This is a genomic window from Micromonospora sediminimaris, assembly GCF_016863575.1.
Taxonomy (GTDB): domain Bacteria; phylum Actinomycetota; class Actinomycetes; order Mycobacteriales; family Micromonosporaceae; genus Micromonospora; species Micromonospora sediminimaris.
In genome coordinates this window covers 1-26,290 of sequence record NZ_BOPD01000010.1, presented here as the reverse complement: position 1 = coordinate 26,290, position 26,290 = coordinate 1, and the positions used below count along the sequence as shown (strand labels likewise).

Here is a 26,290-nt window from a genome sequence, read left to right as displayed (position 1 = left end):
CTTCTGGAATCAATCAAGTTTTCGCGGAATCAGGCATTCGTGTCGCCGGTGTCCCCGCCCTCGTCCGCAGCCGCCGACGTGGCCGAGGTCACCGAGGCGGTGGGAGACGTCTGATCGGCAGGGGGAGCTGTGGTTTCGGCAGGTTCCGTGCTCGGTGCCGGGGTCGGATCCGACGGCGGGGACGGGGTGGGGGGCCGCGAGGTCGCCGCGGGACTCGACGTCGCCGGCGGGCTGGGCGTGGGGCTGGTCGTCGCCGACGGGCTCGGGGAGGTCGACGGATCGGACGTGGTCGGCGTCGAGCTGGTCGGCGTGCCCGGTGGCGTCGCCGATGGTGCGCCTGACGGCTGGGCGTCGGGCTGACCCGATCCGCCTCCGCCGCCGTCCGGAGACGGGCGGTCCTCCTCCGGCGTACCCGACCGCCCCCGTCTGGACCCCTCCGTCGACGCCGCCGGCTCGGCCGACGCGGAGGCCAGGACCGACGTCCGTACGTGCGTGCCGGCATGCTCGCAGGCGACACCCGCCAGGCTGAACCGCTCCGGCGTCTCGTGCCCGCCGGACTCGACCCGGCCGTGCAGGGTCGCCGTCACGCCGGTGCCCGGTTCCGACGGCTCGGCCAGCCGCAGGGTCACCCGCTGCTCATCGTGTGTCCAGGCGGCGCCCCGCACGTCGAGGAGATGTTGGCTGGCGGGCAGGGTGAAGGTCAGCGCCCGCTGCCCGGTCGCGGGTCGCCCGGTTCCGGTAACGCTGATCTGAGCCAGGAAACGGCCATCGGCGGCCTGCTGCGCCCGGTACTGCACCGTGCAGCCGGCCTCGGCGGCCGGTGGGTCCGCCGAGCCTTCCTCGGCGGTGAGCAGTCCCGGCAGGATCCCGGCCAGCGCGGCCGCCGCGGCGGCAGGAGCGGCGAACAGCAGTCCGCGCCGCCGCCCGACGACCGCCGACCGCCGGGCAGGTGCGCCGGCCGGCCTGGTGGGGCCGGCGACCGTCCGGGTGGGTACGGCGACCGAGGTGGGCGCGGCGCCGGGTGCCGGCCGCACGGTCATGGTCACCCCGGCCAGCGTCTCGGCGACTTCGGCCGCGCCCGGACGCCGGTCCGGATCGGTGGCCAGACACCTACCGATCAGGTGCGCGTGGAAGTCGGACAGTCCCTCGACGGCCGGAACGGCCACCGATTCGTGCGGAGCGCGTTGCGGAGCCTGACCGGTGAGGCACTCGGCGAGCACGACGCCGAGGGCGAACACGTCGCCCGCCGGCACCGCCTCCGCTCCGGCGGTCAGCTCCGGCGGCAGATAGCTCGGGGTCCCCCACAACTGCCCGTCCGGCTCCGCCGGGTCGTCACCCGCGCCGGCCGCGATACCGAAGTCGACCACCTTCACGCCGCTCTCGGTGAGCATGATGTTGCCGGGCTTGACGTCCCGGTGCACGATGCCCTGCTCGTGCGCGGCGGCGAGAGCCGCCGCAACCTGCTGACCGATCCGCAGCGCCTCGTCCGGGGGCAGCGGGCCGGCGGCACGGAGCCGAGCGGACAGCGTCGATCCGGCGACGAACTCCATCACCAGGAACGGGGTGGGTGTGCGGGTCAGGTGCCGCTGCTCACCGTAGTCGTAGACCCGGGCCACACCCGGGTGGTCCAGCCGGGCGGCGGCCAACGCCTCGCGGCGGATGCGGTCGCGGGCCGCCGGGTCGCCCAGCAGCGGCGCCGACAACAGCTTCACCGCGACGGTACGCTGCAACCGCAGATCGTAGCCGCGCCAGACGGTGGCCATCCCACCCCGACCGACCGGCTCGTCGAGCCGGTAACGCCGCTGCAGACATCGCACGAGCCCAACCTCCCGCTCCGGTCGCGCACCCCTGGCAGGGTGTCCCGTCGGCGGATCGTGTCCGGTCACCGCCCTGGTCGACTATCGCGCTACCCCCGGCCGGAGGCTGGAAAACCCCTGGTCAATCAGTTGGTACGTCTCGATTCGTGATGTCACGTGACCGTCACACGTTCGCGCGGCACCCGTCATCCCGCAGGGCATCTCTGGGAACAGGCATCGTTTCGAGGAGGCGACGACATGCGCGACCGACCTTTTGCCAACTGGACCACGCGGCGGGTGCGCGCTGCCGGCGATCCAGCAGTCCATCCGGCCGTGCGGGGCGGCCAAGGAGGAGCCGTTCCGCGCGGCGTCCGGCACGCGGCGCTCGTCACCGCACTGGCGGCCGTACTCGCCGGCACCGGCTGCGCCCCCGAGCCGGTGGCGGAACCGCCACCTCCCGCCACCGGCACCAGCCCGCCGAACACCCTCGCGAAGGTCGACGTCGGTGACGCGCTGACCGTGACCGCGACCGTGGACCGGGTCATCGACGAGCGCGCGCTCGTCGTACGGGATGTCGACCTGGCCGACCGCACCCTGCTCGTCCTGACCCGGCAGGCGGTGGAGGCGGCCCCGCCGCAGTTGCTCAGCGTGGAGGGGACCGTGGTCCGCTTCTCGTACCGCAGCCTCGCGGCCCGCCACCACCTGACCGACCGGGCGGCGTACCGCCCGTTCGAAGGGCAGAAGGCACTGGTGGCCAGTCAGGTCACCGTGTGGCGGTGACGGGCTCCGCGCAGCCGGCCACGCCGCGGTACTACAGCTTGCGGGCGACCACCCCGACGAAGGTGTGGTAGGTGTCGCTCTGCTCCGGTGCGGTCTCATCCGGGTCCGGTCGCCACGCGGCCACCGGCACCAGGCCCGGTTCCGCCACCTCCAGCCCCTCGACAAAGGAGAGGATCTCCTCGTCGGTACGCCAACGACCGGTGCCGAGGGACTCGTTGAAGATGCGCTCGACCTCGCGCGCCTTCCGGGAGGCATCGGGGTGCCGGTCACCGGGATCACGGAAGTGGGAGATCGCGACGTAGCTGCCCGACGGCAGGGCGTCGATCAGCCTCGCCGCCACCGCCTTCGGGTTCTCGTCGTCCGTGAGGTGGTGCAGGATCGCGAAGAGCAACAGCCCGACGGGGCGGTCGAAGTCCAGGAACCGGCGGACCTCCGGGTGCTCCAGGATGGCCTCCGGCGACCGGATGTCGGCCTGGACCACCGTCGCGGTTCCGGCGTCGGCCAGCAGCGCCCTACCGTGCGCCAGCACGATCGGATCGTTGTCGACGTAGACCACCCGCGCCTGCGGGTCGTGGCGCAGGGCCACTTGGTGCACATTGCCCTGAGTGGGCAGACCGGAACCGAGATCGAGGAACTGCCCGATGCCCTGCTCGGTGAGAAAGCGCACCGCCCGACGCAGGAAGGCCCGATTCGCCTGGCCCGCCTGCGGGCCGTCCGGCGTGATCCTGAGCGCGTGCTCGGCGACGGCGCGGTCCACAGCGAAGTTGTCCTTGCCACCGAGCATGAAGTCGTACACCCGGGCGATGCTCGGCACGCTCATGTCGACCCCGGACGGTGCCACCTCTTCATTCGCCACAGTTCGTCTCCTCGTCCACACCGGATCACGGTCGGCCGAACTGCACCTGCTCGACATCCTGCGGCCGACGCCGTCGACCATCCTAAGTGGTCCCCTCGACGGCGCGCTCACTCCGGTCCGTCTCGGCTTCCTCGTTCGGGTGCCAGACATCCGGTGGTCGATGCGCCACCGTCGTCCCGGTCAGCGTCGAAGCCTGTCGGTGGCCGGTGCCAGAATGCCGCACAACCGATCTTGGGAGGGTTACGTGGGTAGCTGGGACAGCGGACCGTTCGACAACGACACCGCCGCCGACTGGTGTGGCGACCTAGACAAGGCCGACGCCACTGAGCGTCCGGCACTGGTCCGCAAGGCCCTGCACGGGGCCGCCGTCGAGCAGGACTACCTCGACTCCGACATCGCCTGCGAGGCGATCGCCGCAGCCGCGATCGTGGCCGCGCACCTGCCCGGCGGGCAACCCGTCACTTCACCGTACGCGCCGGAGGTTCTCCGCAGCGGCGGCCGACTCGACCTGCCCGGCGACCTGCCCGCACTGGCCGCGAGCGCGCTCGAGCGGATCATGTCCGCAGATTCCGAATGGCACGACCTGTGGCAGGAGGCGTACGCCGACGACGACAACCCGGCCTTCGACACCGTCCGCGAGCTGCGCCGGACACTGACGGCCCGATCCGGCACGGATGGGTCCGCAGGTCGACCGGATCACGACTCGGTGAGGTAGGGCGTGGCCTCTCGGGGCTTCATGCGACCCGTGCTCACCTGGGCAGGGATGCCGCCCAGGTGAGCACGCGGTCGACGTCCGATCGCGTCCAGCCGAGTGTGGGATCGATCGATACGAGCAAGGTCGGTACCGGACGGGCAGCGGCCCACCGCCGGCCGACGGCGGTGTGGTCGTCATCGATCCACGCGGCCGGTCGATCGGCGGCCACGGCGGCCACGGCCGGCACCTTGAGTTCAGGATCGAACGGCACCGGTGGGACGACGACCACCGGCAGCGGCCCGACTCCGAGCAGCGGCAGGTAGAGCTCGTTGGCGTCCTCGCCCCAACCCGTTGCCCACCACAGCTCTCCGGCGACGGCCAGCTCCCGGATCCAGTCGGCATGCGCCACGCAGTAGCGCTGCGGGTCTTCCCCGTCGAAGAGGACACGTTCCTGGTAGCCGTCCGGGCAGGTCGGTGCCGCGAAGGGATTCAGTACGCCGTCGAGGTCCAGGAAGATGACGGGTAGGTCGGGCCGTCCCGCGCGGTGCGGATTCAACGGACGCACATGGTCGGCAGGGACCCTAGGACGCCTGGCGGACGGGCATGTCGGCCCGCCAGACCTCGGCCAGATCGCTGAGAGAAACGTCCAGGGCGTGGCTGAGGCGGACCACGGTGCCGAACGCCGGCGCGGGGAGGCGGCCCGCCTCGATCTTGCGCAGCGTCTCGGGCGAGATGCCGGCTGCCAGGGCCACGTCGACGAGGCTGCGGCCGGCTCGAGCGGCCCGCAGGGCGGCTCCGAGGCGCTGGCCCGCGGCGATCTGTTCGGCGGTGAGCGGTTGGCGAACCATGCCAGCAGGATATCCCCTCCGAGCCGCCCCATCGTGACGTGGTATAAAAATACCGCAAGGATGAGGGAGGCTTTCATGATCGAGCTCAAGTCGGCCGAGGAAATCGAGCTGATGGCGGTGACCGGCGAGTTCGTCGGCGAATTGCTCGCCGAGCTGAGCGGTGTCGCCGCCGTCGGCGTCAACCTGATGGACCTTGAGCACTACGCTCGCCGTCGGATCAACGAACGCGGTGCGGAGTCCTGCTACTGGGATTACGCCCCCTCGTTCGGCCGTGGTCCGTTCCGCAACGTGCTGTGCCTGTCGGTCAACGACGCGGTGCTGCACGGTCTTCCCCACGACTACGTCCTACGGGACGGCGATCTGCTCAGCATCGACATGGCGGTCGGCATCGACGGCTGGGTCGCCGACTCCGCGCTCTCCGTCGTCGTCGGCACCCCCGACCCGGCCGACCTGAGGCTGATCGAGGCCACCGAGGTCGCACTGGAAGCCGCCATCAAGGCCGCCCAGCCCGGCGGCCGGCTGGGCGACGTCTCCGCCGCGATCGGTGAGGTCGCCAACGCCTACGGCTACCGGGTCAACGCCGAGTTCGGCGGCCACGGCATCGGCCGCACCATGCACGAGGCCCCGCACGTGGCCAACAGCGGCCGCCCCCGGCGCGGCCTGAAACTCGAACCCGGCCTGACCATCGCCATCGAGCCCTGGCTCTGCCACTCCACCGACAAGATCAGGTACGACAAGGACGGCTGGACCATCCGGTCGGCCGACGGTTCCCGCACCGCCCACTCCGAGCACACGGTCGCCGTCACGGCTTCCGGCCCCCGGGTCCTGACCCGCCGCCCCGCCCACGGCACCGCCTCCCCGGACCACCCCGAGAAGTCCGCCACCCACTCCTGAGCCGGGCGATCTCCGCGCGGTCGACGGACCGCCGGTTGTCAGCACCGGCAGCGGTCAATGCCGGGCCATGTGGGCTATCGGGGGGTCAGGACACCGAACTCGTTGCCGTCGGGGTCGGCCAGCATGACCGTGCCGTCCTCGCCGACCCCGATCCACGTGGCGCCGAGGGACACCAGCCGGTCGGCCTCCGACCGCTGGTCGCCGTCGGCGGGTGGCGCAAGTTCGAAGCGCTGCCGGCTCCTTCCCTGCTTCGGTGCCACAGGCGGACCGCCCCAGGCGACCTTCGTCCCACCGCGCGGTGACTGCACGGCGGTCTCCTGATCCTGATCCCACACGAGCGGCCAGTGCAGCGCCGCCTGCCAGAAGAGGCCGACCTCCCGGGTGCCGTCGCAGGCGATTTCACCGAGAAACCCGCATCCGGCGAGGAACTTGTTGCCCGGCTCGATCACGCACAACGCGTTACCTTCGGGGTCGGCCAGGACGACGTGTCCTTCCTCCGGGCGTTGTCCCAGGTCCAGGTGGCCCGCACCGAGAGCGAGCGCCCTGGCCACCGTCTGCTGCTGGTCGTCCGGGCTGGCGCTGGTGAGGTGCAGGTGCAGGCGGTTCTCCCCCACCCGCTTCGCGCGGCTTGCCGCGAACCGGAGGCCGAGCTGCGTGTCCGTGCCGGGGAGAAACGCGCCGCCGGCGTCACGAACGACATCCCGGCCGAGCAGGCCGGCCCAGAACTGCGCCAACCGCAGCGGCGCGCTGGCATCGAAACACACCGCGACCAGCTGACACGTCATTGCATCCCCCGGATCGTCGGCTGACCATCATCGGCAGCGCCATTCACCGGGTGGAGCGTAGGGAGATTCGTCGCCGGGCACAGCCGAATATCCCGACGACGCCCGCGTGGTCTCCCCGAACGGCGTGTCGGCCGTGGAGGTCAGCAGCCGAGGCGCCTGGTGGACAGGGCGATGTCATCGATCCAGAGATCGAACTCGCCCGGCGTGGTGCCGCCCTGGTAGAGCTGCCAGCCGATCTTGACGGTGTTCACCGTCGGCAGGACGAACGGCACGTCGTTGCCACCGTGTTCGGTGGTGGAGGCGGTCAGCTCCGGGTTCGCCACCCCGTCGATCCACACCGCGACCCGGTTGTCCGCCGGGTCAAGCTGCCACTCGAAGCACTGCCAGGTGTCCTCGACGACCGGGGCGGACTCGCGCCAGTTGGTCCAGTCGCCGGTCGGCCCGCCGTCGGCGCCCACCCCCCAGAAGATGCCGGGAACCGTGGGTGCGTACTGCCCGCCGATCGGACGGACGATCTCCGAGCTGCCGGTGCCGGTCGCCTCGACCAGGGTGAAGTGCGCCCAGTCCGGGCCGGTGGGGAAGGCATCGACGCGCAGCCGCATCCGACCGTAGAAGCGGTTTCCCGGCGCAGCGAAATCATCGACGCGAAGGAAGGCTCGTCCGTTGTCGACGGTGTGGATGTGCAACACCTGGTTGCCACGACGGGCACGTTCCACGGTGAGTGTGCCGTTGCGCGTGTCGATGCCCCAGTCCAGGGTGCTGGCGCCACCGCGCGGAAGTCGCTCGAAGTCCTCGCAGAAGAGCATCTGCCGGGTGCAGGAGCCTCGGTGGGCGGCGTCCGCGGCGTCGGACGGGACACTGCCGACCGTGACGCCGACCGTCAGGGCCGTCAACGCGGCAAGAAGGCTACGCATATTCTCCTCCAGGAGCTGATTTCCACCACGGCAAATTGGGGTGGCGAGGCTTGGGAGCGTTCCCATATATAGCAGATGTTGGATCTACTTGCCTGCGTTGTCCTACCCCTCGGCGGGGCGCATACTGAGCTCAACCTCGTCGTCTCGTTCGCCGTTCTGCCGCAACCGCGAACGCACGACGGGGTTTCTCCATCCGCACGGTGTTCGATACGGCGCAGCTGTGGACGTTGCAGAGGAGTACCAGCCATGAGACCGATCGTCCTGGTGCACGGCTTCCGGGTGACGCCCCGCAGCTGGGAGCGGTGGATCAGCCACTATGAGAGCAGGGCCACCAGGTGATGGCCCCCGCATACCCAGGATTCGAGGTCGAGGTCGGGGCGCTCAACGCCGACCCGACCCCGAACGCGGAGCATTACACCTCCGACACCGTCACCGAACGCCGCGAGCACCCGGGGTACGCCCACCTGCCGCCGGCCCAGCAGGGGTGGGAGCGGATCGCGGACGAGGTGCTCGACTGGACCGTGCGGCAGGCGGCATGACCGACGTACGGATCACGCACATCGGCGGTCCGACCGTGCTGATCGAGGTCGACGGTTGGCAGCTGCTCACCGACCCGACGTTCGACGCGCCCGGGCGGACCTACCAGTTCGGCTGGGGCACCGCCTCACGCAAGCTAGCCGGCCCCGCACTGGCCGCCGAGTCGCTCGGCGACCTCGACGCGGTGTTGCTGACCCACGACCACCATGCCGACAACCTCGACGACGCCGGCCGGGGCCTGCTGCGGGCGGCGAGCCGGGTCGTCACCACGGTGGCCGGCGGCCGGCGACTCGGTGCCGGCGCCACCGGCCTGGCACCGTGGCAGCACACCACACTCACTGCACCCGGCCGCCCGACCATCGAGGTCATCGCGACCCCGTGCCGGCACGGCCCACCACTGAGCCGGCCGGTCGTCGGCGAGGTGACCGGGTTCGTGCTGCGCTGGCCCGGCCAGCGGCACGGTCCGCTCTGGATCACCGGCGACACCGTGCTCTACGACGGAGTCCGTCGGGTCGCCGACCGGTTCGCCATCGGCACCGTCGTACTGCACCTCGGAGCGGTGCGGTTCGGCCTCACCGGTCCGCTGCGCTACACGATGACCGCCGCCGAGGGCGCCGAACTGTGCGGTCTGCTCAAGGCCCACACCGTGCTACCGGTGCACTACGAGGGCTGGGGTCACTTCCGCGAGGGCCGACCGGCGATCGAGGCCGCCTTCGCCGCGGCTCCGTCCCCGGTCCGGGAGAGCCTGCGCTGGCTCACCCCCGGCACGGCCACTACCCTCACGGTCTGAGCGAGCGGGTGACCCGAGCGACGACAAGAGCCCGAACAACTGTCTCAGCGGCATATTCATGTCACAGCGACATGTCGCTCAGCACCGACAATCCATCCGGCCGCCCGGCTACGAGGAAAGACCACCATCATGAACGGCCCCGCCCAGAGGAAGATCGCCGAGACGCCGACGGCGAGGCAGCGACGGGTGTGGGACAGGTCCGCACCCCGCTACGACAAGCAGATCGCGTTCTTCGAGCGGGTCCAGTTCGCCGGTGGCCGCGAATGGCTGGGTGCCCGCGCGCGTGGTCGGGTACTGGAGGTCGCCATCGGCACCGGCCGTAACCTGCCGCACTACCCCGTCGACACGACGGTGACGGGCGTCGAGCTGAGCCGGGCGATGCTGGACATAGCGCGGCGACGGGCCGCAGATCTCGGCCGCACCGTCGACCTGCGCGAGGGCGACGCGGAGGAGCTGCCCTTCGCTGCCGCCTCGTTCGACACCGTGGTCTGCGCCCTCTCACTCTGTAGCATTCCGCGGCCGGCGCGGGCGATCGACGAGATGAAGCGGGTCCTCGTACCCGGCGGCCGGCTGCTCCTGCTGGACCACATCGGTAGCACGTGGCCACCGATCTACGCCGCGCAGTGGCTCCTCGAACGGCTGACGATTCGCTCGGCCGGCGAGCACCTCACCCGCCGTCAGCTGCCACTCGTGCGGACGGCAGGGTTCACCATCGTCGAGGCCGAGCGGTCGAAGGCCGGCACCGTCGAACGCGTACACGCGGTCAAGCCCGCGTGAGCAGCCGGCGTACGCCAGGAACCGAGCATCGTTCGCCTTAATATGAGTTAACTGGTATAGAGCTTTCTCTATGGATTCCGGTTAGGTTGGCGGTGGCCCACCTGATCCGGCTGGCGTACCTCCGAGGCGCCCGGCAGCGGCACCGGCCAGGTCAACGGGCTGCGACACCCGCAGCATCGTCGCCCAAACCCCGAGGGCGGAGCGCGGCGGGACAACCCCGCCCCGATCGCGGCGCACCCCCGATCCGCGCCGCCGTTTCCACAGGAGGCAATAGATGAGACGAGTTCTCACCCTCGCGGCAGCAGCGATCCTGCTGCCCGTCGGTGCCATCGCCGTCGCGGTAACCCCCGCCGCAGCGGCCCCACTGCCCACCCCGGACACCGCCAGCGCCGCCGTGGCGGCCGCATCGTCGGAGATGCTCGCCGCGATGCAGCGTGACCTCGATCTGACCCCCACCGAGGCGCGCACCCGGATCGCCCGGGACGACAAGGGAACCAGGACGGACGCCAGTCTGCGCCGGTCCCTGGGCTCGTCGTACGCCGGTGGCTGGATGACCGCCGACGGCCTGGTCGTCGCCGTCACCGGCAAGGCCGCAGCCAACCGGGTCAAGGCCGCTGGCGCGCAGGCGACGATCGTCGAGCGCAGCGGCGCCGAGTTGGACCGGATCAAGGCAACCCTGGACCGCCACGCCGCCAAGGCGCCGGCCGGCGCGGTACCCGGCTGGTACGTCGACGTCACGACCAACACCGTCGTGGTCCTCGCCAACGGGAACACCGCAGCGGCCGCGAAGTTCGTCCGCACGAGCCGCGTCGACGCCACCGCGGTCCGGGTGGTCAGCACCACCGAGGCTCCTCGGCTGCTCTACGACGTCCGGGGCGGCGACGCCTACTACATGGGCGGACGCTGCTCGGTCGGGTTCTCGGTGACCGGAGGCTTCGTCACCGCCGGACACTGTGGCCGCACCGGCACCGCCACCCAGGGCTACAACCAGGTGGCCCAGGGCACCTTCCGCGGCTCGTCGTTCCCGGGCAACGACTACGGCTGGGTCCAGACCAACTCGAACTGGACGCCGCAGCCGTGGGTCAACAACTACTCCGGCGGCAACGTGACGGTCGCCGGCTCCACCGAGGCCGCCGTCGGTGCGGCGGTCTGCCGCTCCGGCTCGACCACCGGCTGGCGGTGCGGCACCATCCAGGCCAAGAACCAGACCGTCAACTACGCCGAGGGCTCGGTCAGCGGACTGACCCGCACGAACGCCTGCGCCGAGCCGGGCGACTCGGGCGGGTCGTGGCTGTCCGGCCAGCAGGCCCAGGGCGTGACCTCGGGTGGCTCCGGCAACTGCTCCTCCGGCGGGACCACCTACTTCCAGCCGGTCAACGAAATCCTCTCGGCGTACGGCCTGACGCTGCGCACCAGTGGCGGTGGTAACGAGCCGCCGCCGCCCACCGGGTGCAGCGGCTACGAGGCGACCTACACCGGCAGCATCTCCTCCGGCCAGAGTCGCTACCAGCCGAACGGCAGCTACTACTACTCGTCCTCCTCGGGCACCCACCGCGGCTGCCTGGACGGGCCGACCGGGGTGGACTTCGACCTCTACCTGCAGAAGTGGAGCGGATCGGCCTGGGTCGACGTGGCCGGCTCCTACAGCGCCGGGCCGGATGAGTCGCTGACCTACAACGGCACGGCGGGTTACTACCGCTTCGAGGTGCACGCGTACAGCGGCTCCGGCAGCTACTCGCTGGGCATCACCAACCCCTGACCCTTCGACGGCCCGGTGGCGGGGTGCGGATCGGACCGCACCCCGCCACCGGCGTTCGGCCGTCCCGGGTCGGGGCTGATGTCACCGGGTCACGCCACTCCCGCTGGCCGCTCGTCACGGCCGGAGAGGTCGCGCAACAGGTCCGCCGCGCGCCCTGCCCCGCCCGCCTTACGGCTCTGCTCACTCCAGTAGCAGCTGCGCTGCCGGAAGCCGTCCTCCGACAGCAGCCGACGCAGCTTGCCGGTGATCTCGTCCGGGTCCACCCGGGGCGGTTCGTCGAGGGCCAGCCCGACACCCGCGTCGACCGCCCGGGCGGCGACGTCGTAGCAGTCCAGCCAGAACGGGGTGATCAGCATCGGCTGTCCGAAATGGATCCCCTCGTGGAAGCCGTTCGCACCGCCGTGGCAGACGAAGGCGCGTACCCGCGGGTGAGCGAGCACCGCAAGTTGGGACGGTACCCACTCCTCGACCCTGATGTTCGCCGGCAGCGGTCTGGTCAGCGCGCAACGTTGCTGGGGCGGCAGTTTCCACAGCACCTGGTGTTCCGGGCCGATCCGGCCGAGTGCTTCGGCGAACGCGTCGAGCTGGGCAGCGGAGAGACTGGCCAGGGTGCCCAGGCAGACGTACACCACGCTGGTCTGCTGGTCCAGCCAGTCGGTCAGTTCGTCGCAGGGTCGCTCGGGCGTCGTGGTTTCCTCAGGCACCATCGCGCCCAACAGGTGCAGATGGTCCGGTGCGGGGAAGGGGTACTCCAGCCCGAACACGGTGTAGCCGAAGACGGCGACCGCTGCGGCGGCGTACTCAGCGGGGTCACCGGAGGCGTTGGCCAGGCCGCGGGCCCGGCGCCGCCAGGTCGGCCCGGCCAGCGCGCGCAGCAGCGCCATGTGCAGCCGTGCGCGGAACAGCACATTGGTCAACCGCTGTGCCCCGGTCAGCCGGCGCGGAAGCCCCGAGGTCGGCGTCGGGTAGTCCCACGGCAGACGGCTCAGGTAGGCGGCGCTGATCGGATACGGCACGCTCAGCACGTAGGGCACGCCCGCAGCGGTCGCCGCGTCGAGTGCGCCGAGGTTCATCACGTCGATGACCATCAGCCGGGGGTCGACCCGCTCGATGTGGTCCAGGCTGCGCCGGTATACCTGTGCGGTGCCGTCGGCCGTACGTACCGCCCGGGCGAGAGCGGCCAGGCCGGCGGTGGTACGTCGTCCACCGGCCATCGCCGCGTACAGTTCGCCCTCGATCCGCACCGGCACGTCGGCGCCGGGCAGGTATCGCAGCGGGCTGCCGAGCGCAGCCGCCTCGACCCGGTGCCGGGCGTCTACGTCGACGCTGAACCACAGATCCGGTTCACCCCGTCGGGACATCTCGGCGGCGATGGTCAGCAACGGGTTGAGCTGTCCGGGGTGGGACGGGCTGGCGAACATGATCGGCCTGCGGGGCACGGCCCCGGCTGCTGCTGGCACCTCGGCTCCTGACACGTCGGTACTGGTACGTCGGCTTCGGGCTCGGCGTCATGGCCTGAGGCGTACCGGCAGGTGGTCGTAGCCACGGAGCACCCGGGTCGGCCGGCGTTGCGGTACTCCGTCCAGCGCCAGATCGGGGTACCGCTCGAACAGGCTGCGCAGTCCGATCTCGCCCTCGAGTCGGGCCAGGTTGGCGCCGAGACAGTAGTGTGCCCCGCTGGAGAAGGCGAGATGGTCGCGCGCGTTGCCCCGGGTCACGTCGAAGCGGTCCGGATCGGCGAAGACAGCCGGGTCCCGGTTGGCCCCGCCCAGCATCGGCACCACGACCTCGCCCCGGCGTAGCCGTACCCCGGCCACCTCGGTGTCGGTCCGGCAGTACCGGGCAGTCGTCTGCACCGGGGAGTCATAACGCAGGATCTCCTCCACCGCGTTCGGCCACCGGTGCGGCTCGGCACGCAGCAGGGCGAGTTGCTCGGGGTGGGCCAGCAGCAGCGCCGTGCCGGTGCCGAGGAGATTTACGGTCGTCTCGAAGCCCGCAGCCATCAGCAGGCCGGCGAGCACGACCAGTTCCTCTTCGGTCAGCCGTTCACCGTCGCTGTCCAGGAGTACCAGTTGGCTCAGCAGGTCGTCGCCGGGGTCGGCGCGCAGGCGAGCGAAGTGTCCCCGCAGCCAGGCGTTGAGCTGCCGGATCCCCGCCTCGACACGGCGGAACTGACCGAGGGAGAGCCCCAGGTCCAACGCCGGCGACATGGCGGAACCCCAGTCCAGGAAGCGTTGGCGCAGTTGCGGTGGCACGCCGAGGATCTCGGCGATCATGGTGACCGGCAGCAGACTGGCGTAGCGCGCAACCAGATCCACCGGCCCGCGGTGCGGGGCGGCCCGGCCCAGTTCGTCGAGCAGGTCGGCACAGTGCCGCTCGACCTGGGACCGCAGACCCTCGATCGCCCGGGCGGTGAAGACCTTGACGACGAGTCGACGGTAGCGGGTGTGCGCGGGAGGGTCGGTGACGAGCATCGACGGCGGATCGATAGGCCCGATCGGCATCCCCCGCCGGCTCAGCCGGCGCAGCGTCGCCAGCGGGCGGGGCGCCGGAACCGTGTCCGGATGCACGCCGAACGCGTCGCGGCGGAGTACCTCGGTGACCACGTCGTGCCGCGTGGCACTCCACATGAGGCGGCCACGGACAAGGGCACCGGTCTGGCGGACCTGGCGATAGAACGGGTACGGGTTCTCGCGGATCACCGGGTCGAGAAAGAGCCGGGCCTGCGTGTCGCCCCGACGTGCGGCGGCGGCGATGCCGAGCCGCAGCAGACCGTGCCGCACCGTCCACCGCAGGAGGGTTCCGGGCCCGGACATCACGCTCCCGCCACCCGAGATGAAATGCCCGGCTCAGATCGCCGATCCGGTGCGTCCACCCGCCTCATTCCCTCACCTGAAAGCCGGCACAAGGCCCCACGCACGCAAAGATCATCACGCCCAGGATCGCGTCCGGAAGCTCAATTCGGGTCATACGCTAGAGACGAACGAGAGGCGACTCCCAAAGGCTGACAGACATCAGAATGATGCCGTGACCCCGGCACCACCTCTCGGCTACGCTGCCCCGAAGTGATCAACGGGAGCGGCGGTGGCGTGAGAACGCCACGCCGGAGAATTTCGCCACAGAAACGTCAGGAACAGCCGCCGAGAACAGGCGGCTGACCTCACCTTGTCTCCACCGCCGCGCGCCTCGTCCGTAGCGGCCAATCTCGACCGCAGCGACACCCTCCGCACTTCCGGAACCGGGCACGATCGCGAATGCCATCGGCGCCCCGGTCCGGTGCGGTAGCGAGCGAAAAGGTGACCAGTGATCAATCCGGGCCGTACGTCGTTAACCACATACCAATCAGACATCTGGGTAGCGAGCCGTTTGTCTCCGAAGAACCCGCAGTTCAATGTGTGCGGATGGGAACAGTTCGTCGGCCCCCTCGACCACGGGCTCCTACTCAGCTGCGTACGGCAGGCGATAGAGTCCAATGACGCGCTGCGATTACGCTTCGACGAAAAAGACGGACTGCCCTTCCAATGGGTGGAGCCTGAGCAGGCAGTGGTCGAGGTCCACGATTTCACCAGCGCCCCCGACCCGCACGAGGCGTGCCATTCCTGGATGGCACAGTCGTTCGCCGAGCCCTTCGAGCTGCACCGCAACCGGCTCTACCGGCTGGCCCTGCTGAAGGAGAGCGAGTCCGTCGCGTACGCCTACCTCAACGCCCACCACCTGGTCACCGACGGTTGGGGCGCCCGGCTGCTGCTGCGGCAGGTCTGCGCCGGGTACGCGGCGGCCCTCGCGGGAACGGCTCCGGTCGCGGGCGGACGCCCGTCCTACCTGGACCTGGTGCGGGACATGGCCGACTACGCCGGATCCGTTGAGCGCAAGCGGGACGTCGAACACTTCCGCGCCTGCCTTGACGGCATCACCCCAGCCCTGTTCGCCCCTCGTACCACCGGCCGTTACCGGACCGCCCGGCACAGCTTTCCCCTACGTCCGGAGCTCGTCGACCGGATCCGGGCCACCGGTCAGTCGCCGTTCACCGTCTTCGCGGCGGCCCTCGCGGTCTGCCTCGGTCGTATCCATCGGGCCGAACAGGTCGTGCTCGGCGTGCCGATGCTCAACCGGAGCACGTACGCGCAGCGGCACACCGTCGGCCACTTCGCCAACGAACTGCCGGTGCCGGTCGCGGTTCCCGGTACCCGCACGATGCTCGCACTGGCGGCCGAGCTGCAACAGACCCTGCGCTCGATGCGTACCCATCAACGCCTGTCGCGGGGCGAACTGCTGCGCGAAGTCACCCCACCCCATGGGCCCCGTCAGCTCTACGACGTGACCCTCTCCTGGCTACGCTGGCCACGTCCGGAGTTGATTCCCGGCATCGCCCACCGGACACTCGGTGCCAGCCGGGTAGGTGAACAGAACGCTCTGGCCGTGCTCGTCAACGAGCACGACGACGGCACGTTGACCGTCGACCTCGACTACTCCCGTGACGTGTTCGACGAGGACTTCACCGCCGAGGCGTTGGGCCGACACCTCGTCACCCTCCTCAGCCACGCGCTCGACCGGCCCGACGTGCCCCTGAACCGGATCCCGATGCTCAGCGACGCCGAACTCGACCAGGTCACCGGGGCGCACGGCGACTGCGACGTGGACCATCCGACCGAGGCGACACTCCACGCTCTGTTCGAGGAACAGGCAGCCCGGACACCCGACCGGATCGCCGTGGTGGTGGACGGTACTGGCGAGACGCTCAGCTACGCCGACCTCGACGCGCGAGCCAACCAGGTGGCGCAGGCGTTGCGTGCCGACGGCGTCGGCCGCGACGACCGGGTGGCAATCCTGGCCGAGCGGGGAGCGTCGCTGCTCGCCGCGATCCTCGGCACTTTGAAGGCGGGCGGGGCGTACGTCCCCGTCGACCCGGATCATCCGCCGGCCCGGATCCGGTACCTGCTCGCCGACAGCGGCGCGAAGGTCCTGCTGACCTGCGGTGCGCAGCCGGCCTCCCAAGGCGGCGGCACGGATGCCGTCCCGGGCCTCACCGTGCGCCGCCTCGACGCGCTGACGACCTACCCGAGCGACCCGGTCGCACCGTCCGCCCGGCCCACCGACCTCGCGTACGTCATCTACACCTCGGGATCGACAGGCGACCCCAAGGGAGTGATGGTCGAACACCGTTCGGTGGTGAACCGGCTGGCGTGGATGCAGCGCTGTTACCCGCTCGACGGCGACGACGTGCTCGTACAGAAGACCCCGATCTCGTTCGACGTGTCGGTGTGGGAGCTGTTCTGGTGGGCGCTCGCGGGTGCTCGACTCGTCCTGCCGTGCCCCGGGGCGCACCGGGATCCCCGCACGCTGGTGACCACCGTGGCACGGCACGGAGTGACCGTCATCCACTTCGTGCCGTCGATGTTCGGGCCGTTCCTCGACCTGCTGGCCGAGGCACCGGAACTGCGCCGGCAGGCCGACCCGCTCCGGCTGGTCTTCGCGAGCGGTGAGGAGCTGCCCGCCCGACGGGTCGACCAGTTCCACAGGTTGTTCCACCGACCGCCCGGCACCGACCCCTCCGCCGGGCCCCGGCTGATCAACCTGTACGGGCCGACCGAGGCGACGGTCGACGTCACGCATCACGAGTGCCACCCCGATCCGGACCGGCCGACGCGACGCGTGCCGATCGGCCGACCGATCGACAACGTCCGGCTCTACGTGCTCGGCCGGGACGACCAGCCGCAGCCGGTGGGCGTACCCGGTGAACTGTGCGTCGCCGGGGTCGCCGTCGCCCGGGGCTACCTGGGACGCGCCGGGGTCGGCGGGACCGGGACCAGCGGGCAGGCGTCGGCCGCCACGCGGTTCGTCACCGACCCGGTGCGCGGTGCGGGCCGGATGTACCGCACGGGTGACCTCGCCCGGTGGCTCGCCGACGGCAACCTCGAATATCTCGGCCGGCTCGACGGGCAGGTGAAGATCCGGGGCAACCGGGTCGAAACCGGCGAGGTCCAGCAGGTGCTCGCCGGCTACCCGGGGATCCGCGAGGCCGCGGTCGTCGCCCGTACCTCCGCCGGTCGGAACCTCCACCTGGTCGGTTACTACGTGGCGGAGGCGGACCTCGACCCGGTGCGGCTGCGCGGCCACCTGCTGCGCCACCTGCCGGACTTCATGGTGCCCGCCTTCTTCGGCCGGCTGGACCGGATGCCTCTCACCGCGAACGGCAAGCTCGACGTCGCGGCGTTGCCCGCACCGGCGGCACGGCCGCATCAGGAGCCGGCGCAGGCGCCCCGCGACGACGTGGAGCGCACCCTGGCCATGATCTGGTCACGGGTGCTGGACCTGCCGTCGGTCGGCATCCATCAGGATTACCACGCCATCGGCGGCGACTCGATCCTGGCGTTGCGCATCCGCGCCGAGGCGGAGCGGCAGGGCCTGCGTTTCACCCTCGCCGACCTGGCCGAACATCCGACCATCGCGGCGCTGGCGCAGCACGCCCGACGCACTGCGCCGGCCGACATGTCGCCCAGCCCGCCCGCTGCGGAGGCCCCGTTCGCGCTCGTGTCCCCGCTCGACCGGGCCCGGCTCGGCGACGCAGCGGACGCCTTCCCCGCCACCGCGCTCCAACTCGGGCTCCTCTACCACAGCAGCGAGCACGAGACGGCCACCGCCTACCACGACGTCTTCCGCTACGAGGTCCGGATGCCGTGGCACGAGGACGCCTTCCGCGCGGCGTACGACCGGCTGGTCACCCGGCACCCGGGCCTGCGCTCCGCCTTCGACGTGGGTGGCTGCACCGAACCGCTGCAGATCGTGCACACCCGGATCGCCGGCGGCCTCGACATCGCTGATCTGCGTACCCTCGATCCGGGCGCCGCCCGGGCCGAGGTGCTGGCACACATGCGACAGCGACGCCGCCACCGGTACGCGTTCGACCAGCCGCCGCTGTTCCTGTTCCGGGCACATGTCCTCCCTTCCGGCGTGGTCGACCTGGTGTTCAGCTTCCATCACGTGCTCCTGGACGGCTGGAGCGTCGCCACCGTCGTCGGTGACCTGTTCCGCGACTACCTGCACCTGATCGGCGCCGGAATCGAGGCGGTCGCCGAGACGACGCTGCCCGGCCCGGCCGCATTCGTCGTCGAGGAACGCCGCGCGCTCGCCTCCACGTCGGCCCGGCGATTCTGGGCCGACCGGCTCGACGGCGCCGAGCTGACCCAGCTCGACGGCTTCCGGCAGTACGAGCCGCCGGGCGACGATGAGTCGCCGACGCAGCTGGTCCCGCTGCCGATGGGTCTGGAGCAGCGGGTACGCGCCTTCGCCCACGATCACGGGCTCCCGCTGAAGTCGGTGTTCCTCGCCGCCTACTGCCTGACGCTGCGGCTGTACTCCGGTACCACGGACGTGACCGTCGGGCTGGTCACCCACGGCCGACCCGAGCGGGACGGAGCGGAGCGGCTGGCCGGGCTCTTCCTCAACACGGTGCCGTTGCGCCTCCGGTCGGAGCACCCCTGCTGGCTGGAAGCTGTCCGCGAGGTGCACCAGCGGGAGCAGGAGTGCCAGCCGTACCGGCGTTATCCGCTGCACGCCATCCAGCACGACCGGGGCGGCGGGCCGGTCTTCGAGCTGGCTTTCAACTACGTGCACATGCACGTCCTGGCGCCGCTGCTCGGACTTCCCTCGATCACACTGCTCGGTTTCGACGCCTGGGAGGAGACCAACTTCGCGTTGCTGCTCAACGTCTTCGTCCACCCGGCGGAGCAGCGCATCTCACTGCGGATCGACGCCGACCGCCGGACGTTCACCCGGGCGCAGACCGACCTGATCGCCGAGACGTACCTGCGGATCCTCGCCCGGATCACCGACGAACCGGACGCCGCCCCGGACTTCGGATTCCTGGCCCCGGCCACGCCGGTGGTCACGGCCGGTCCGGTCAGGCCGGCGAGCGGGCCGCACGGCGATATCGTCCGCCGCCTAGTCGATCATGCGCGGCACACGCCGGATGCCGTGGCGGTGGCGGCCGGAACCCGTCGGTGGACGTACGCGCGGTTGCGGCAGGAGGTCGACCGAATCGCGTACGCGCTGATCCACGCCGGGGTGCGTCCGGGCGACCTGGTCGGGATCGCGGTGGGCCGCTCCCCCGAGATGATCGCGTCGATCTACGGCGTCGCCCGTGCCGGCGCGGCCTGTCTGCCGCTGGACGTGACCTACCCGCCGGAGCGGATCGCGGCGATGCTCAGCCAGGCGCGACCGGTCCGAATCATCGCGGACCGGTCGCACGCCGAACTGGTGGGCCGACCCGGGATCGTGCTGGTCGTGGAGGACCTCCTCGCACCGCCTCGGGTCGTCACACCGGCCCCACTGCCCCGGCACCGGCCGGACGACCTGCTCTACGTGCTCTTCACCTCCGGTTCCACCGGCGTACCGAAGGCGGCGGCAATGTCCCACGCCGCCTTCGGCAACCTGCACACGTGGCAGACGGGAGCGGCCAGTGCGGCAGCCGGCGGCGTCACCCTCCAGTTCGCACCGCTCAGCTTCGACGTGTCGTTCCAGGAGATCTTCACCACGATCAGTGCCGGCGGGACGCTCCAACTCATCGACGAACGGCAGCGGCGAGACACCTCGGAGCTGCTGCGACTGCTCGACCGGGAGTCCGTCGAACGGGTCGCCCTGCCGTACGTGATGCTCCAGCAACTCGCCGGGGCCGCGGTGACGCTGGGGATCCACCCCCGCGCGCTGCGGGTGGTGATCTCGTCGGGAGAACAGCTCCGGGTGACCGCCGAGATCCGCCGGTTCATCGCGGCCCTGCCGGCCGGCGCGGTCCTGGAGAACCAGTACGGACCGACCGAGACCCACGTCGTCACCGGGTACCCGATGACCGGCGACCCAGACCGGTTCCCCGATCTCCCCCCGATCGGGCCGGCGATTCCCGGGGTCGAACTGCACCTCTTGGACGAGCGGATGCGTCCGGTACCAACCGGAGTCGCCGGGGAGCTGTACCTGGGCGGCGTCCAGGTGGCGCGGGGCTACCACCGGCAGCCCGGACTGACCGCTCAACGGTTCGTGCCCAACCCGTCCGGTACGCCCGGTGCGCGGCTCTACCGCACCGGCGACCTGGCCCGGGTGCTGCCCAACGGCGACCTGGTCTGGCTCGCGCGTACCGACACCCAGACCAAGATCCGGGGTTTCCGGGTGGAGCCGCTCGAAGCCGAGATAGCGCTGATGAAGCTGGCCACGCACCACCCGGGCATCCGCGAGGCCGCGGTGGTGGCTCGACGCCCGGAAAACGCCGATGCCTTCCTGGCCGCCTTCGTCGTCGGTGAGCCGGCCCGGGTCGACCTCACCGACCTGCGGCGCCGGCTGCGGGAAATGCTGCCCGAGCAGTTGGTGCCCACCCACTTCCACTGGCTACCGGAGATGCCGCTGACTCCGAGCGGCAAACGCGATGAACGCCGACTCCGCGAGCTTCCGCTGCGCATGGAGGCGGCTCGGCCAACGGTGCCCCGCAACCGGTACGAACGCGTCCTCGCGGAGATCGTCGCGGAGTTGCTCCACCTGCCGCAGGTCGACGTGCAGGACAACCTGTTCGAGCTGGGTGCCACCTCGCTCACCGCGATGCGCCTGGTCACGCTCATCGAGAAGCGGTACGGCGTGGTCGTGCCAGTCGCCGCCTTCGTCACCGCCCCGACCGTGTCCAGCCTCGCCGCGCTGCTTCGGGCGGGCGGAGCGGACCCGGCGTCGGTCGACCCGCTGGTGCCGATACGTGCCGCCGGTGAGCGAACGCCGCTTTTCCTCGTTCACCCGATCGGCGGCAACGTCCTGTGCTACCTGCCGCTTGCCCGGCACCTGCCCCGGGAGCAGCCTGTCCACGCGCTTCAGGCTGCCGGCATCACCGCCGGGACGAAGCCGCTGCGGTCCGTGCCGGCACTGGCGGCCAGCTACCTCGCCGCGATCCGCCGGGTCCAGCCGCACGGGCCGTACACGATCGGCGGTTGGTCGTTCGGCGGCGTCGTGGCCTTCGAGATGGCCCGCCAGCTCAACCGGGCTGCCCGCCGGCTCGACCCCACCGGAGCCCGCCCGGTAGAGCAGCTGATCCTCATCGATCCCATCGCCAGACGCTCCGACGAGCCGGTGCCAGTGACCGACGACGTGCTGCTCGACTGGTTCTTCTGGGAACTGATGCCGCTCGACCAGGACCGGCCGCTACTGGAGCCGATTCCGTCGAATCTGACTTCGCCCCAGGAAAGGCTGGACTTCGTCGCCCGCCGGGCCGGCGCCGCCGGGGTGTTACGCCCGGGCGACTCGCCGGCGGCGGTGCGTCGGCTGTTCGAGGTGTTCAAGGCCAACTGGGAGGCCATCATCGCCTACCGTCCCGAAGTCGTCGACCAGGACATCACCCTGCTGCGGGCCTCCGATCCGCTTCCGCCTCTGCTCAAACCCATGCACGACATCGCCGGGTCGCTGCACCTCGACCCGCGCAACGGGTGGGGTGAACTGACCACGGGCCAGATCGACGTGCTCGATGTGCCTGGCGACCATCTGGCACTGATGGACCCGCCGCACGTGGTGGACGTGGCCCACCGGATCGCCGAGCTGCTGGCCGCTTCCACCACACCGGTGACCGGCCAGAGCGCATCCAGCCCGGTTGGCGGCGGCCGGTGATGGCGGCAGCGGACGGAACGCGACGCCCGGCGCGACGACGCCCCAAGGCACTCATCATCGGCGCGGGCATCGGCGGGTTGGCGGCAGCCGCCACCCTGCGTCACGTCGGTGTCGACGTGGAGATCTACGAAAGAGCCGGTGACATGCGGCCCGGCGGATCGGCGCTGTCGCTGAGCGCCAACGCACGCGTCGCACTGCGCACCCTCGGCCTCGATCTCGACGTCGAGCGGCGGGGCCGCGCCTACCCGGCGCTGCGGCTCTGCACCGCCACCGGCGATCCGATCAGGACCGTGTCGTTCGAGCGGCTCGGTGACCGACTCGGAGCACAGAACCTCGCCATCCATCGGGCCGAGCTGCACCAGGCGCTGCTCGCCGCCGCCGGCGACCCACCGGTGCGGCTCGGTGCCACGGCCCGGCGGTTCCGGGTGACCGGCGACCACGTCCGGGTCGACTTCCACGAAGGGCAGACCGCCGAGGGGGACCTGCTCATCGGTGCCGACGGATTCCATTCGGCCGTCCGCCGGCAGATAGCCGGACCCGAGCGGCCCCGCGAACCGGGGTACGTCTGCTGGCTGGCGACCCTCCCGTTGCGACACCCGAAGATCCATGACGGCTACGCCGCCCACTACTGGGGACGGGGCCAGCGGTTCGGCCTGGTTCAACTCGACGGCGACCGGGTCTACTGGTGGGGCACGCTGAACATGGCACCGGCCGTGGCCCGTGACTGGCGCGGTGGCAAGGCCGAGATCGAGCGGGCGTACTCCGGCTGGGCCGAGGAGATCCGGGTCGCTATCGCCCAGACGCCCGAGTCGGCGATCATCAGCGTGCCGGCCCGGGACCGGCCGTTCCTTGACCGGTGGGGCTATGGACCGGTGACGCTGCTCGGTGACGCGGCCCACCCGATGTTGCCGAGCCTCGGCCAGGGCGCGGCGCTGGCCGTGGAGGACGCCGTCGTCCTCGCCCACTGCCTACGTCAGGCAGTCGATCTGCCCCAAGCCCTGCGACGCTACGAGACCGCGCGGCGCGATCGGACCCGCTGGATGGTCCGGGAAGCGTACTCGCTCAGTCGGGTCGAGCAGTTGGCCCACCCGATCGCCGACCTGGTCCGCCGGCTCTACCTGCGCTGGCTGCCCGATCGCCTCCTCGACCGGCGCAACGAGATCGCACTCACCTTCGCCGGCTCCCCGGACCCGACGGTGACCCCGAAATGATCGTTCCGACGACCGAGGTACGGCGGACGTTGAGCCCGCTCGAACGCTGGTACTGGATCGCCGATCAGGTGTCACCGCTCAACGTCGTGGCCCGCGTCCGGGTACGCGGGCCGCTACCGGCCCCTGTGCTCCGCGCCGCGCTGCACCACCTGCGCCGACGGCACCCGCTGCTGCGAGTGGCGATCGCCGCCGCGCCGGACGGGCGATCCCCCCGGTTCGTGCCTGTCGATCGGCCGATACCGCTGCATCAGGTGTCCGACGTCGAGGACGTTTCGTCGGATGCGACACCGGGCTGGGTGCGGCGAGTCAACGAGTACGAACTCGTCGACCGGATCGACTGGCGCATCGGCCCGCTGTGTCGAGCCGTGGTGCTCACCCGGGCCTCCAGCACCGGCATGCCCGACGACGAGGTGCACGATCTGCTGCTGACCATGCCGCACTGCGTGGCCGACGGCACGACCGTGCTCTCGCTGCTGCGGCAGTGGATCGAACTCGCCGAGCCGGCGTACTCCGTCACCCAGGACGTCGACCGTGCCGAGTCGACCGTGCCGGACCCGGTGGGCACGCCGGGTGAGCCGGCGCTGCCCGCCTGCGAGGCGATGTTTCCCCGCCGGTACCGGGGCGTGCTCGGGGCGCTGCGGCTGCGGCGGCTGCTGCTCCGGGACCTGTACCGGGTACACCGTCACCGTCCGGCCCGGGTCGTGCCGAGCCACTTCGTGCCGTTCACCGCGCGGCGTACCCGGCTGCTCGCCCGGAGCCTCACTCCGGAGCAGGTCGAGGCGCTGGTGGTGGCCTGTCGGCGGGAGGAGACCACGGTGCACGGCGCACTCGCGGCCGCGATGGTGCTGGCCGTCACCGCCGAGACCGGCCCACCGGCGCCGGGACACGTGACGATCGGCTCCCCGGTCACCTTCCGCGACGCGCTGGAGCCCGCCGTGCCCGAACGGGCCGTGGGGGCGTACGTCGCCACCGTGCCCACCCTCGTCAGATACCGTCCAGGGCTCTCCCTCTGGCATCTCGCCCGCTCGATCAGCGACGATCTCGCGGCCCGTCGCCGGGCGGGCAGCCACTTTTCCATGATCGACCTGGTCGGGCTCACCGGTCCGAAGTCGGTCACCGCCAGCGGGCGGTTCATCGAGATGATGGAACGCAGCGGTCCGGTGAACCTGTGCCTGTCCAACATCGGCCGGTACGACTTCCCCGCCCGAATGGGGCCGTGGCAGCTCTCCGGTGCCCAGTTCGTCGCCGGCCTTTCCGTGTGCGGCTACCTCGTCTCCACGGTGAACACCAGCCACGGGCGCTTGTTCTGGAACTTCACCTACGTGCCCGACGCACTGCCCGAGCAGCGGGCGATCGGCCTGGTGGAGGCGAGTGTCGACGCTGCGCTCGCCGCGATCGGCTGCCGGCCGGGGCGGAGCCGCCCGTGATCAGGAGAGCAGCAGGGATCACGCCTTCAGGTCGCACCGTGGTGATCACCGGGGCGTCGTCCGGTCTTGGCAGGGAGGCGGCCCTACACCTCGAGCGGATCGGTTTCCAGGTCTGCGCCGGGGTGCGCGCCACGGCTGACGGCGAGCGGCTGCTCGCGGAGTCGTCGGCCGGCCGGCTGCATCCGCTGCGCTTCGACGTGACCGAGCCGGGTCAGATCCGGCAGGCGGTGGACGAGGTGACCCGGCGGCTCGGCGACGTCGGGCTCTGGGGCCTGGTGAACAACGCCGGCGTCGCCCAACCCGGTCCGTTGGAGTGCCTGTCCGGTGCGCAGCTCCGGCGGCAGTTGGAGACGAACGTGATCGGTCAGGTGGAGACGATCCAGGGGTTCCTGCCGCTGCTGCGGGCCGGCCGGGGGCGGATCGTGAACGTCACCTCGGGACTCGGCCGGGTGGCGCTGCCGTACCTGGGCGCCTACGCGGCGGCGCAGTTCGCCAAGGAGGCGATCAGCGACAGTCTGCGGCGCGAGTTGCGGCCGTTCGGTGTCACGGTCTCGGTGGTGCAGCCGGGCGCGATCCGTACGCCGATCTGGGAGAAGCTCGACCAGGCCGGGGAGGAGCTCATCGACGGCGTGCCGGAGCCGACCGCGGCGTTGTACCGGGCGGCGTTCCGGGCCTTCCTGCGCCGCAACGCACGCCAGGTGCATCGCAGCAGGACCACCCCCGGGCAGTACGCCCGGACGGTGGCCCGTGCCCTCACCGCGGCTCGGCCGAGGACCCGGTACCCGGTCGGCACCGACGTACGAATCGCGAGCCTGGCCGCCCGGCTGTTGCCGGACAACCTGATCGACCGGAACCTCGCCGCGCTCGTCCGGCCGCGCGATGGCTGACTCACCGTCTCTCGCCCTCAGCCCGAACCGTGACGACCGACATCGAGAGGTGGCCAGACGTGGATACCGAGCAGAGCCGGGCACGAGCGCAGGCGTTGTTCGCCCGCAACCTCGAATACATCACCGAAGGACGGATCCGGGAATGGGTCGAACTGTTCGACCCGGACGGGGTGCTGGAGTTTCCGTACCCACCGCCGGGCGTCCGACCCCGGTTCGTCGGGCACCACCAGCTGTACGAGCACATGAAGGACTTCCCGAAGCAGTTCGACGTGCGCTTCTCCGGCCTGGTCTTCCACGAGACGACCGATCCCGAGTTGGTCATCGCCGAGTTCGTGGGTCACGGCAGGGGCGTGATCACCAAACGACCGTTCCACCAGGTCTACATCTCCGTGGTCCGCTTTCGGGACGGCAGGATCGTTCACTTCCGGGACTTCTGGAACCCGCTGGTGACCATCCGCACCGCTGCCACGGTCGGCCACGTGTGGCGCGGTCTCGTCGACCTGGTGCGAAAGCGGCGGCCGGATACGTCCAGCCGCCGCTGACGTGGCCTCCCCACGGTCCCTATCCGGCAGGGCGAAGCGTGGTCCGGACACCCGGAGGTGTCCGGACCACGATCGAGCCCGCTCAGCGTTGCAGAGTGAGCAGGCCGGGACGGTACGGCAGCAGGCCGTAGTCACCGCCGGAGTTGGGTGACCGTCCCTGGTAG

21 protein-coding genes are annotated in these 26,290 nt (G+C 70.9%); 12 read left to right on the top strand and 9 right to left on the bottom strand.

From position 1 onward, the window contains the following. Positions 1–29: 29 nt before the first annotated feature. Positions 30–1,817 (bottom strand): serine/threonine-protein kinase, encoded by a 1,788-nt coding sequence (locus Vse01_RS08400; protein WP_093407103.1) that lies wholly within the window; start codon positions 1,815–1,817, stop codon positions 30–32. Between the two features lie 237 nt (positions 1,818–2,054). Here Vse01_RS08400 and Vse01_RS08395 point away from each other — a divergent pair, with 237 nt between their 5' ends. Further along, positions 2,055–2,576: a hypothetical protein gene (locus tag Vse01_RS08395; RefSeq protein ID WP_139233177.1), complete on the top strand. Its 522-nt coding sequence runs from the start codon at positions 2,055–2,057 to the stop codon at positions 2,574–2,576. 31 nt (positions 2,577–2,607) lie between these two features. Here Vse01_RS08395 and Vse01_RS08390 read toward each other — a convergent pair whose 3' ends face one another. After that, positions 2,608–3,432, bottom strand: coding sequence for an SAM-dependent methyltransferase (locus Vse01_RS08390; protein ID WP_093407109.1), 825 nt, complete (start codon positions 3,430–3,432; stop codon positions 2,608–2,610). 244 nt (positions 3,433–3,676) lie between these two features. Between Vse01_RS08390 and Vse01_RS08385 the strand changes: the two genes are divergently transcribed. Beyond that, positions 3,677–4,147 (top strand): DUF4259 domain-containing protein, encoded by a 471-nt coding sequence (locus tag Vse01_RS08385; RefSeq protein WP_093407112.1) that lies wholly within the window; start codon positions 3,677–3,679, stop codon positions 4,145–4,147. Positions 4,148–4,181: 34 nt separating this feature from the next. Here Vse01_RS08385 and Vse01_RS08380 read toward each other — a convergent pair whose 3' ends face one another. Both Vse01_RS08380 and Vse01_RS08375 read right to left on the bottom strand, forming a co-directional pair. Further along, on the bottom strand, positions 4,182–4,682 hold the full coding sequence (locus Vse01_RS08380) for a hypothetical protein (RefSeq protein ID WP_232511322.1): 501 nt from the start codon (positions 4,680–4,682) through the stop codon (positions 4,182–4,184). 25 nt (positions 4,683–4,707) lie between these two features. After that, positions 4,708–4,974: a helix-turn-helix domain-containing protein gene (locus Vse01_RS08375; RefSeq protein ID WP_093407114.1), complete on the bottom strand. Its 267-nt coding sequence runs from the start codon at positions 4,972–4,974 to the stop codon at positions 4,708–4,710. A gap of 75 nt (positions 4,975–5,049) precedes the next feature. Between Vse01_RS08375 and map the strand changes: the two genes are divergently transcribed. Next, a complete protein-coding gene (map, locus tag Vse01_RS08370; protein ID WP_093407117.1) occupies positions 5,050–5,868 on the top strand; it encodes a type I methionyl aminopeptidase in 819 nt (272 codons plus the stop codon). A 74-nt stretch (positions 5,869–5,942) separates the two neighbouring features. Here map and Vse01_RS08365 read toward each other — a convergent pair whose 3' ends face one another. Both Vse01_RS08365 and Vse01_RS08360 read right to left on the bottom strand, forming a co-directional pair. Continuing rightward, positions 5,943–6,653 carry a VOC family protein gene (locus Vse01_RS08365; RefSeq protein WP_093407119.1) on the bottom strand — a complete coding sequence of 237 codons (711 nt, stop codon included), beginning with the start codon at positions 6,651–6,653 and terminating at the stop codon, positions 5,943–5,945. Between the two features lie 140 nt (positions 6,654–6,793). After that, positions 6,794–7,567 (bottom strand): hypothetical protein, encoded by a 774-nt coding sequence (locus Vse01_RS08360; protein WP_093407120.1) that lies wholly within the window; start codon positions 7,565–7,567, stop codon positions 6,794–6,796. Between the two features lie 335 nt (positions 7,568–7,902). Between Vse01_RS08360 and Vse01_RS08355 the strand changes: the two genes are divergently transcribed. The 4 genes from Vse01_RS08355 to Vse01_RS08340 all read left to right on the top strand — a co-directional run bounded on the left by Vse01_RS08355 (position 7,903) and on the right by Vse01_RS08340 (position 11,430). Further along, the gene (locus Vse01_RS08355) at positions 7,903–8,106 is read left to right on the top strand and encodes a hypothetical protein (protein WP_232511323.1); all 204 of its coding nucleotides are present in this window, start codon (positions 7,903–7,905) and stop codon (positions 8,104–8,106) included. Beyond that, positions 8,103–8,894 carry an MBL fold metallo-hydrolase gene (locus tag Vse01_RS08350; RefSeq protein WP_093407122.1) on the top strand — a complete coding sequence of 264 codons (792 nt, stop codon included), beginning with the start codon at positions 8,103–8,105 and terminating at the stop codon, positions 8,892–8,894. The genes Vse01_RS08355 and Vse01_RS08350 overlap by 4 nt, the downstream gene beginning before the upstream one ends. Positions 8,895–9,023: 129 nt before the next feature. After that, entirely contained in the window at positions 9,024–9,671 is a 648-nt protein-coding gene (locus Vse01_RS08345) for a class I SAM-dependent methyltransferase (protein WP_093407124.1), read from the top strand. 274 nt (positions 9,672–9,945) lie between these two features. Then, positions 9,946–11,430: a S1 family peptidase gene (locus Vse01_RS08340; protein ID WP_170863501.1), complete on the top strand. Its 1,485-nt coding sequence runs from the start codon at positions 9,946–9,948 to the stop codon at positions 11,428–11,430. Positions 11,431–11,519: 89 nt separating this feature from the next. On the opposite strand, the gene Vse01_RS08335 is transcribed toward Vse01_RS08340, so the two are convergent. Beyond that, positions 11,520–12,890: a glycosyltransferase gene (locus Vse01_RS08335; protein ID WP_139233178.1), complete on the bottom strand. Its 1,371-nt coding sequence runs from the start codon at positions 12,888–12,890 to the stop codon at positions 11,520–11,522. A gap of 48 nt (positions 12,891–12,938) precedes the next feature. Beyond that, complete coding sequence (locus Vse01_RS08330; protein WP_093407189.1) at positions 12,939–14,246, bottom strand: cytochrome P450; 1,308 nt, start codon at positions 14,244–14,246, stop codon at positions 12,939–12,941. Positions 14,247–14,733: 487 nt separating this feature from the next. Between Vse01_RS08330 and Vse01_RS08325 the strand changes: the two genes are divergently transcribed. Genes Vse01_RS08325 through Vse01_RS08305 form a run of 5 tightly spaced genes read left to right on the top strand, consistent with a single transcriptional unit; the run spans position 14,734 to position 26,126 of the window. Next, positions 14,734–22,059, top strand: coding sequence for a non-ribosomal peptide synthetase (locus Vse01_RS08325; RefSeq protein WP_198413201.1), 7,326 nt, complete (start codon positions 14,734–14,736; stop codon positions 22,057–22,059). Further along, a complete protein-coding gene (locus Vse01_RS08320) occupies positions 22,059–23,270 on the top strand; it encodes an FAD-dependent monooxygenase (RefSeq protein ID WP_093407194.1) in 1,212 nt (403 codons plus the stop codon). The genes Vse01_RS08325 and Vse01_RS08320 overlap by 1 nt, the downstream gene beginning before the upstream one ends. Next, on the top strand, positions 23,267–24,697 hold the full coding sequence (locus tag Vse01_RS08315; RefSeq protein ID WP_093407130.1) for a phthiocerol/phthiodiolone dimycocerosyl transferase family protein: 1,431 nt from the start codon (positions 23,267–23,269) through the stop codon (positions 24,695–24,697). Before Vse01_RS08320 ends, Vse01_RS08315 begins: the two co-directional genes overlap by 4 nt. A 38-nt stretch (positions 24,698–24,735) precedes the next feature. Further along, positions 24,736–25,584, top strand: coding sequence for an SDR family oxidoreductase (locus tag Vse01_RS08310; RefSeq protein WP_232511324.1), 849 nt, complete (start codon positions 24,736–24,738; stop codon positions 25,582–25,584). 59 nt (positions 25,585–25,643) lie between these two features. Beyond that, positions 25,644–26,126 (top strand): nuclear transport factor 2 family protein, encoded by a 483-nt coding sequence (locus Vse01_RS08305; protein WP_170863502.1) that lies wholly within the window; start codon positions 25,644–25,646, stop codon positions 26,124–26,126. An 82-nt stretch (positions 26,127–26,208) separates the two neighbouring features. Here Vse01_RS08305 and Vse01_RS29945 read toward each other — a convergent pair. After that, on the bottom strand, positions 26,209–26,290 hold an 82-nt coding region (locus Vse01_RS29945), incomplete at its 5' end, for a non-reducing end alpha-L-arabinofuranosidase family hydrolase (RefSeq protein WP_507762946.1).